The 9,016-nt window shown below is 62.4% G+C and carries 10 protein-coding genes; all 10 read left to right on the top strand.

Annotated elements, in window-relative coordinates; genetic code table 11:
- Window positions 1–285, top strand: a 285-nt coding sequence (locus LCF60_RS18630) for an NADH-quinone oxidoreductase subunit H (RefSeq protein WP_292293866.1), incomplete at its 5' end; no start/stop codon positions are given.
- An 11-nt stretch (window positions 286–296) separates the two neighbouring features.
- The gene (gene nuoI / locus LCF60_RS18625) at window positions 297–791 is read left to right on the top strand and encodes an NADH-quinone oxidoreductase subunit NuoI (protein ID WP_292293864.1); all 495 of its coding nucleotides are present in this window, start codon (window positions 297–299) and stop codon (window positions 789–791) included.
- On the top strand, window positions 788–1,198 hold the full coding sequence (locus LCF60_RS18620) for a carboxymuconolactone decarboxylase family protein (RefSeq protein ID WP_292293863.1): 411 nt from the start codon (window positions 788–790) through the stop codon (window positions 1,196–1,198). The genes nuoI and LCF60_RS18620 overlap by 4 nt, the downstream gene beginning before the upstream one ends.
- Entirely contained in the window at window positions 1,195–1,797 is a 603-nt protein-coding gene (locus LCF60_RS18615) for an NADH-quinone oxidoreductase subunit J (protein ID WP_292293861.1), read from the top strand. Before LCF60_RS18620 ends, LCF60_RS18615 begins: the two co-directional genes overlap by 4 nt.
- A 105-nt stretch (window positions 1,798–1,902) precedes the next feature.
- Entirely contained in the window at window positions 1,903–2,208 is a 306-nt protein-coding gene (nuoK, locus tag LCF60_RS18610; protein ID WP_292293860.1) for an NADH-quinone oxidoreductase subunit NuoK, read from the top strand.
- Between the two features lie 5 nt (window positions 2,209–2,213).
- Complete coding sequence (gene nuoL / locus LCF60_RS18605; protein ID WP_292293858.1) at window positions 2,214–4,370, top strand: NADH-quinone oxidoreductase subunit L; 2,157 nt, start codon at window positions 2,214–2,216, stop codon at window positions 4,368–4,370.
- Complete coding sequence (locus LCF60_RS18600; protein ID WP_292293857.1) at window positions 4,370–5,914, top strand: NADH-quinone oxidoreductase subunit M; 1,545 nt, start codon at window positions 4,370–4,372, stop codon at window positions 5,912–5,914. Before nuoL ends, LCF60_RS18600 begins: the two co-directional genes overlap by 1 nt.
- 13 nt (window positions 5,915–5,927) lie before the next feature.
- A complete protein-coding gene (gene nuoN / locus LCF60_RS18595; RefSeq protein WP_292293856.1) occupies window positions 5,928–7,370 on the top strand; it encodes an NADH-quinone oxidoreductase subunit NuoN in 1,443 nt (480 codons plus the stop codon).
- A 125-nt stretch (window positions 7,371–7,495) separates the two neighbouring features.
- Window positions 7,496–8,230, top strand: coding sequence for a biotin--[acetyl-CoA-carboxylase] ligase (locus tag LCF60_RS18590; RefSeq protein ID WP_292293855.1), 735 nt, complete (start codon window positions 7,496–7,498; stop codon window positions 8,228–8,230).
- 12 nt (window positions 8,231–8,242) lie between these two features.
- Window positions 8,243–9,016: a type III pantothenate kinase gene (locus tag LCF60_RS18585; protein ID WP_292293854.1), complete on the top strand. Its 774-nt coding sequence runs from the start codon at window positions 8,243–8,245 to the stop codon at window positions 9,014–9,016.

Raw genomic sequence — 9,016 nt, 5'->3', positions numbered from 1 at the left:
ATCGCCATGTTCCTGATGTGCGCGCTGACATCGCTGCTGTTCTTCGGCGGCTGGCTCTCGCCCATTCCGGGCCTGCCGGATGGCGCGCTGTGGATGGTCGGCAAGATGGCGTTCTTCTTCTTCCTCTTCGCGATGGTCAAGGCGATCACGCCCCGCTACCGCTATGACCAGCTGATGCGGCTGGGATGGAAAGTCTTCCTGCCGTTCTCGTTGGTCTGGGTGGTCTTCGTGGCCTTCGCGGCGAAATTCGACTGGTTCTGGGGCGCATTTGCGCGCTGGGTATAAGGAGAGCAACGATGACGCAGATCGATTACGGACGCGCCGCCAAGTATTTCCTGCTGCAGGACTTTTACCAGGGCATGAAGCTTGGCCTGAAATATTTCTTCGCCCCCAAGGCGACGATCAACTACCCGCATGAAAAAGGCCCGCTGAGCCCCCGGTTCCGCGGCGAACACGCGCTGCGCCGCTATCCCAATGGCGAGGAACGCTGCATCGCCTGCAAATTGTGCGAGGCGATCTGCCCGGCGCAGGCGATCACGATCGATGCCGAACCGCGCGATGACGGGTCACGCCGCACCACGCGCTATGACATCGACATGACGAAATGCATCTATTGCGGCTTCTGCCAGGAGGCCTGCCCGGTCGATGCGATTGTCGAAGGCCCGAACTTCGAGTTCTCGACCGAGACGCGCGAAGAGCTGTATTACGACAAGGCCAAGCTGCTGGACAATGGCGACCGCTGGGAAGCCGAGATCGCCCGCAACCTCGAGCTGGATGCACCGTACCGATGAGCGACGCAAAGACCCCGTTCGAGCTGATGATGCAGCAGGCGCAGGAGATGGCGAAGGCCTTCAATCCGTCGCTGACCTCCTTCGACCCGCAGGGGTTCGAGAAGATGTGGCCGACCATGCCGAAAGACGCCATGGAGATGTGGTTCGGCAAGGGGATCAGCAAGAACGGGCTCGATGCCAAGACGCGGCTTCTGTTGACATTGGCGGGCCTGACGATGCAGGGCGCGCAGGCCGACACCCAGTTGCGCATGACGGTGCGCCACGCCATCGAGGCGGGCGCCACCCGAGACGAGATCGCCGAGACCATCGCGCAGATGTCGATGTTCGCCGGTATTCCAGCCATGACCCGCGCCATGGAGCTGGCGCGCGATGTCATGGAAGACGACAAAAAGGATGACGAGACATGAGTGTCTTTGCCTTCTACCTCTTCGCCATCTCGACGATTGCCGGTGGGCTTCTGACGGTGATCAGCCGCAACCCGGTGCATTCGGTGCTGTGGCTGATCCTTGCGTTCCTGTCATCTGCCGGGTTGTTCGTGCTGCTGGGTGCGGAATTCGTGGCGATGCTTCTGATCATCGTCTACGTGGGCGCGGTGGCGGTTCTGTTCCTGTTCGTGGTGATGATGCTGGACGTGGATTTTTCCCAGCTGAAGGCCGAGATGGCACGCTACATGCCGCTGGCGCTGCTGTTCGGGGTGATCATCCTGATGCAGTTCGCAATCGCCTTCGGCGCTTGGGAAAGCAACGCGGCGGCCGAAGGGTTGCGGGCGCAGGTGACGCCGGTGGACAGGCACAATACCGAAGCCCTGGGCATGATCCTTTATGACCAGTATTTCCTGCTGTTCCAGCTGGCGGGCCTGATCCTGCTGGTGGCGATGATCGGGGCGATCGTCCTGACGCTGCGCCAGAGAACCGACATCAAGCGGCAGAACGTGCTGGCGCAGATGTATCGCGACCCGGCCAAGGCGATGGAACTGAAAGACGTGAAGCCGGGGCAGGGCTTGTAAGACACCCGTTCCGTGCCAGTGCCGCGGGACTTCGACATGCGGCCCCGGATCATCTCCGGGGCGCTTTGACAAAGAAAACGACGGGGCACACCCCGGAGGGACGTAATGATAGGACTTGAGCATTACCTGACAGTGGCAGCGGTGCTGTTCGTGATCGGGATTTTCGGGCTGTTCCTGAACCGCAAGAACGTGATCATCCTGCTGATGAGCATCGAATTGATGCTTCTCGCGGTGAACATCAACCTTGTCGCGTTCTCGAGCTTCCTTGGCGACCTGGTGGGGCAGGTGTTCACCCTGTTCGTGCTCACGGTCGCCGCGGCCGAAGCGGCCATCGGCCTTGCCATCCTCGTCTGCTTCTTCCGCAACCGTGGCTCCATCGCGGTTGAAGACATCAACGTGATGAAGGGCTGACGATGATGGAAACGCTCATCCTGTTTTCCCCGCTTGTCGGCGCGATCCTCTGCGGGTTCGGCTGGAAGTTCATCGGCGAAACGGCGGCCATGTGGGTCTCTACCGGGTTGCTGTTCTTTGCCTGTCTGCTGTCCTGGATCGTGTTCCTGACCCATGACGGCGTGACCGAGACCATCGACATCCTGCGCTGGATCGAAAGCGGCACGCTGAGCACCGAATGGGCCATTCGCCTCGACCGTCTGACCGCGATCATGCTGATCGTCGTGACCACGGTGTCGGCCCTCGTGCATCTTTATTCCTTCGGCTACATGGCGCATGATCCGCAGTGGCGCGAGGGAGAGGTCTACAAGCCGCGTTTCTTTGCCTACCTGTCGTTCTTCACCTTCGCCATGCTGATGCTGGTGACATCGGACAACCTCGTTCAGATGTTCTTCGGCTGGGAAGGCGTGGGCGTCGCGTCCTACCTGTTGATCGGGTTCTACTACCGCAAGCCGTCGGCCAACGCGGCCGCCATCAAGGCCTTTGTCGTCAACCGTGTGGGCGATTTCGGCTTTGCCCTTGGCATCTTCGCGCTGTTCTTCCTCGTGGACAGCATCCGATTTGACGACATCTTCGCGGCAGCCCCGACCCTTGCCGAAACGCAGCTGACCTTCCTCTGGACCGAATGGAACGCGGCCAACCTGATCGCCTTCCTGCTCTTCATCGGCGCGATGGGCAAATCGGCGCAGCTCTTCCTGCACACCTGGTTGCCGGATGCGATGGAAGGCCCCACACCCGTGTCGGCGCTGATCCATGCCGCGACCATGGTCACCGCGGGCGTGTTCCTGATCTGCCGCATGTCGCCGCTGATGGAGTTTGCTCCCGAGACCCTGACCTTCGTGACCTTCCTTGGCGCCAGCACGGCGTTTGTCGCGGCGACCATCGGTCTGGTGCAGAACGACATCAAGCGCGTGATCGCCTATTCGACCATGTCGCAGCTGGGCTACATGTTCGTGGCCGCGGGGGTCGGCGTGTATTCGGTGGCGATGTTCCACCTGTTCACGCATGCCTTCTTCAAGGCGATGCTGTTTCTGGGCGCGGGGTCGGTGATCCATGCCATGCATCACGAACAGGACATGCGGAACTATGGCGGTCTGCGCAAGAAGATCCCCTATACCTTCTGGGCGATGATGATCGGCACGCTGGCGATCACCGGTGTCGGCATTCCGCTGACCCATATCGGCTTTGCCGGGTTCCTGTCGAAAGACGCGGTGATCGAAAGCGCCTGGGCCGGGACGGCGGGGGGCTATGCCTTCTGGATGCTGGTCATCGCGGCGCTGTTCACCAGCTTCTACAGCTGGCGTCTGATGTTCCTCACGTTCTACGGCAAGCCGCGCGGCGACAAGCACACGCATGAACATGCGCATGAAAGCCCGATGGTCATGCTGGTGCCGCTGGGTGTGCTGAGCCTCGGTGCGATCTTCTCGGGCATGGTCTGGTACAACAGCTTTTTCGGCGACCATGACAGCGTGAACCGGTTCTTCGGTATCGGGGCCAATGGCATGCATGTCTCGACCCTTGCCGACGATGCTGGCGAAGGCATCGGCGAAGCGGCGGAAGAGCTGGCCGAAGGCGATGTCGAGGGTGCGGTTGCCGACGTGACGGAACCGACCGAGACCCATGGCGAAGAGGGCGCGGAGGCAGCCGACGAGGCGCATGCCTATGCGCCCGGTGACGGGGCGATCTACATGGCGCCGGACAATCATGTGATGGACGATGCGCACCACGCGCCGACCTGGGTCAAGGTCAGCCCGTTCATCGCGATGCTGATCGGGTTCGGCACCGCCTATCTGTTCTACATCGTGAACCCGAAACTGCCCAAGCGGCTGGCCGAGAACCAGCGCCCGCTGCACCAGTTCCTGCTCAACAAGTGGTATTTCGACGAGATCTACGACTTCGTCTTCGTCAAGCCGGCAAGCTCGATCGGGCGGGTCCTGTGGAAGCGGGGGGACGGCAATGTCATCGACGGTTCGATCAACGGTGTTGCGATGGGCTTTATTCCGATGCTGACACGGCTCGCCGGCAAGGCGCAGTCCGGCTACATCTTTACCTATGCCTTCTTCATGGTGATCGGCATTGCGGCGCTTGTCACCTGGATGACGCTGAGCGGAGGAGCAAACTGATGGATAACCTGCTTTCCATTGTCACGTTCCTGCCGGCGCTCGCGGCGGTGATCCTGATGGTGTTTCTGCGCGGCGATGACGACGCTGCCAACCGCAACGCCAAGTGGCTGTCACTGATCGCCACCGGCGCGACCTTCGTGACCTCGCTGTTCATCCTGTTCCAGTTCGACCCGCAGAACACCGGGTTCCAGATGGTCGAACAGACCGAATGGCTGCTGGGGCTTCAGTACAAGATGGGGGTCGACGGGATCTCGGTGCTGTTCGTCCTGCTCACCACCTTCATGATGCCGCTGGTAATCGCGGCAAGCTGGGACGTGACGCACCGCGTCAAGGAATACATGATCGCCTTCCTGCTGCTGGAAACGCTGATGCTGGGCGTGTTCATGGCGCTGGACATCGTGCTGTTCTACCTGTTCTTCGAAGCGGGCCTGATCCCGATGTTCCTGATCATCGGCATCTGGGGCGGCAAGAACCGGATTTACGCATCGTTCAAGTTCTTCCTCTACACCTTCCTCGGCTCGGTGCTGATGCTGGTGGCGATGGTCGGGATGTTCTCGGATGCCGGCACCACGGATATCGAACAATTGCTGGTTCACCAGTTCGGATCGGAAAGCTTCAGCGTGCTGGGCGTGCATATCGTCGGCGGCATGCAGACCCTGCTGTTCCTTGCCTTCTTTGCCAGCTTCGCGGTCAAGATGCCGATGTGGCCGGTGCATACCTGGCTGCCCGACGCACACGTGCAGGCGCCGACCGCCGGGTCGGTGGTTCTGGCGGCGATCCTTCTGAAGATGGGGGGCTACGGCTTTCTGCGGTTCAGCCTGCCGATGTTTCCGATCGGGTCCGATGTGCTGACGCCGCTGGTGCTCTGGATGAGCGTCATCGCGATTGTCTACACCTCGCTTGTGGCGCTGGTGCAGGAGGACATGAAGAAGCTGATCGCCTATTCGTCGGTTGCGCACATGGGCTACGTGACCATGGGCATCTTCGCCGGCAACCAGCAGGGCATCGACGGCGCCATCTTCCAGATGATCAGCCACGGCTTCATCTCGGGGGCGCTGTTCCTGTGTGTCGGCGTGATCTATGACCGGATGCACACCCGCGACATCGACGCCTATGGCGGGCTGGTGAACCGCATGCCGGCCTACGCGCTGATCTTCATGCTGTTCACCATGGCCAATGTCGGCCTGCCGGGCACCAGCGGGTTCATCGGGGAATTCCTCACGCTGGTCGGCATCTTTCAGGTCAACACCTGGATCGCCCTCGTGGCCACTTCCGGGGTGATCCTGTCGGCGGCTTACGCGCTGTGGCTTTACCGCCGCGTGGTGCTGGGCGACCTGATCAAGGAAAGCCTCAAGACGATCACCGACATGACGCGCCGCGAGCGGGCGATCTTCGCGCCGCTGGTGGTGGCGACGATCCTCTTCGGGGTCTACCCCGCGCCGATCCTCGACACGATCGGACCGTCGGTCGAGGCGCTTGTTTCCAACTACCAGACTGCGCTTGCGGAGGCCCCTTCGGCCACGCAGGTGGCAGCGAACCACTAAAAGGGACGCGGATATGCTCTCGTCTGATCTGAACGTCATCCTGCCCGAGATCATCCTGTCGGTCTACGCGATGCTGGCGCTTCTGGGTGCGGTCTACACGCGCAAGGACGGGCTGGCCTCGACGCTGGTCTGGATCACAAGCGCGCTGTTCCTGGCGGTGGCGCTGTGGATCGGCTTCAACGGCGCAGGCACCAACGTGGCCTTCAACGGGCTGTTCATCGATGACGGCTTTGCGCGCTTTTCCAAGGTGATGATCCTTGTCTCGGGGGCCGCTGTCCTGATGATGTCCGAGGGTTACATGACGCGACGGGGCCTGTTGCGGTTCGAATACCCGCTGCTCATCACGCTGTCGGTCGTCGGCATGATGATGATGGTGTCGGCGGGCGACCTGATGTCGCTCTACATGGGGCTCGAGTTGCAATCGCTGGCGCTCTATGTCGTGGCCTCGCTGCGCCGCGACAGCGTGAAATCCACCGAAGCGGGGCTGAAGTATTTCGTGCTTGGTGCCCTGTCCTCGGGGTTGCTGCTCTACGGTGCGTCGCTGGTCTATGGCTATGCCGGCACGACGCTGTTTTCGGGCATCATCCAGACGGCGTCCGAAGGCGATGTGTCGCTGGGTCTGCTCTTTGGCCTGGTGTTCCTGATCTCCGGCCTGGCGTTCAAGGTGTCGGCGGTGCCGTTCCACATGTGGACGCCGGATGTCTACGAAGGCGCGCCCACGCCGGTGACGGCGTTCCTCGCCACCGCGCCCAAGGTCGCGGCGATGGCGCTTTTCGCGCGGGTTCTGCATGACGCGTTCGGCGGTGCGGTCGGAGACTGGCAACAGGTGGTCGCGCTGTTGTCGTTGCTGTCGATGTTCCTTGGCGGAATCGCCGCCATCGGCCAGACCGACATCAAGCGGCTGATGGCGTTCTCGTCCATTGCCCATATGGGCTACGCGTTGATGGGCCTTGCCGCGGGCACGGCGTTCGGCGTGCAGTCGATGCTGATCTACATGGCGATCTATGTCACGATGAGCGTCGGCACCTTCGCCTTCATCCTGTCGATGGAGCGGGACGGCCAGCCGGTGTCGAACATCGCGTCGCTCAACATGTATTCGAAGAAGGAACCGGGCAAGGCGCTGGCCATGCTGGTGCTGCTGTTCAGCCTCGCCGGAGTGCCGCCGCTGGTCGGCTTCTTCGGCAAGCTTTACGTCCTGCGCGCGGCCTATGATGCGGGCCTGGCCTGGCTGGCGATCGCCGGTGCGGTGGCCTCGGTGATCGGCGCCTTCTATTACCTGCGCATCGTGTTCTACATGTATTTCGGCGAAGAGCGGGACGACGGGCTTGACGGTGGCAAGTCGCCGGTGCTCTGGGGCATGCTGATGGCGAGCGCGGTGATCATGGTGGTGGGTGTCGTGAACCTGTTCGGGATCGAAGGGATGGCGGCAACCGCGGCGGCGACCCTTGTCAACTGAGCGATCCTGCCGGACGCAGCATGGTGACGCGCCAATGGCGCGTCGCTTTGTTTTTTGCGCCCCGCTGCGCGGGACGCGGTGCCTCCGGCGGGAGTTTATCCGGCAAGATGAAGGAGCGCGGGGTCTTGTCTGATTGGCCTTTGGGATACGGTCGGCAGGTGCTGGCCGAGGTGGACAGCACCATGGCCGAGGCGGCGCGGCAGGCCGGATCGCTGACAGGGCCGACCTGGATCTTCGCCTCTCACCAGACCGCGGCGCGGGGGCGGCGGGGACGTCCCTGGGTCAACCCGCAGGGCAATTTCGCAGCGACCCTTGTGCTGCCGACGACGGACGCGGCAGACCGGCGCGCCCTGCGCAGTTTCGTGGCGGCTCTGGCGCTTTTCGATGCGCTGGTGGCGGTCTCGGGTCGGGTCGACGGGCTGGCGCTGAAATGGCCGAATGACGTGCTTTTGACCGGTGGCAAGGTGGCCGGCATCCTGCTGGAGAGCCTTGGACCCCATCTGGCGATCGGGATCGGTGTCAACTTGGTGGCTGCGCCGGAGGCTTCCGAGGTGGAACCCGGTGCGGTGGCGCCGGTTTCGGTGCTGTCTGCGCTGGGAGTGGAAGTCGGTCCGGAGGTGTTTCTCGACATGCTGGCCAGCGCCTTTGCGCGGCACGAGGCGCAGATGGTCAATTACGGGTTCGGGCCGATCCGCGAGGCCTGGCTGGCGCGTGCGGCGCGGCTGGGAGAGGTCGTGACGGCGCGGATGGGGACACGCGAGGTCACCGGGACCTTCGAGACTGTAGACGCCGAGGGGCGGATCGTCCTAAACACCGCCGAAGGCCGCCAGGCCATCGCGGCGGCGGATATTTTCTTTTGAAGGGGCAGGGCCATGCTTCTGTGCATTGATTGCGGCAACACCAACACCGTGTTCTCGATCTGGAACGGGACGCGGTTTCTGTGCACCCTGCGCACCTCGACCCATCACGGGCGCACGGCGGACGCCTATTTCACGTGGTTTTCGACGCTGATCGCGCATTACGAGATCGAACCCAAGATCACCGATGTGATCATATCGTCCACGGTGCCGCGCGTGGTGTGGAACCTGCGGGTGTTCTCGGACCGGTTCTTCGGCGTGCGGCCCGTGGTCGTCGGCAAGCCGGAATGCCTGTTGCCGCATGCGCCGCGGGTCGACGTGGGCACAGGCGTGGGGCCGGACCGGCTCGCCAATGCCGCCGGAGCCTTCGACCGGCACGGCGGCGACGTGGTTGTCGTGGATTTCGGCACCGCGACCAATTTCGACGTGGTGGCCGAGGATGGCGCCTATGTCGGGGGTGTGATCGCGCCGGGGGTGAACCTGTCGCTCGAGGCGCTGCACCAGGGCGCGGCGGCATTGCCGCATGTGGACATCTCGCAGCCCGAGAAGGTGATCGGCACCAACACGGTGGCCTGTATCCAGTCGGGCGTCTTCTGGGGCTATGTCGGCCTGATCCAGGGGATCACGACACGGATCAAGGCCGAATATGGCAGACCCATGAAGGTGGTCGGCACGGGCGGACTTGCGCCCTTGTTCGCACAGGGCGAACTGCTATTTGACACGATAGAAGATGACCTGACCATGCATGGTCTGACGGTCATCCATGCCCATAACACAGAAAACGGATAA

This window comes from Marivita sp. (assembly GCF_020055635.1).
In the GTDB taxonomy this organism is placed as follows: domain Bacteria; phylum Pseudomonadota; class Alphaproteobacteria; order Rhodobacterales; family Rhodobacteraceae; genus Marivita.
Note: the sequence above shows the minus strand (reverse complement) of the source record. Positions and strands in the feature narration are given on the sequence as shown.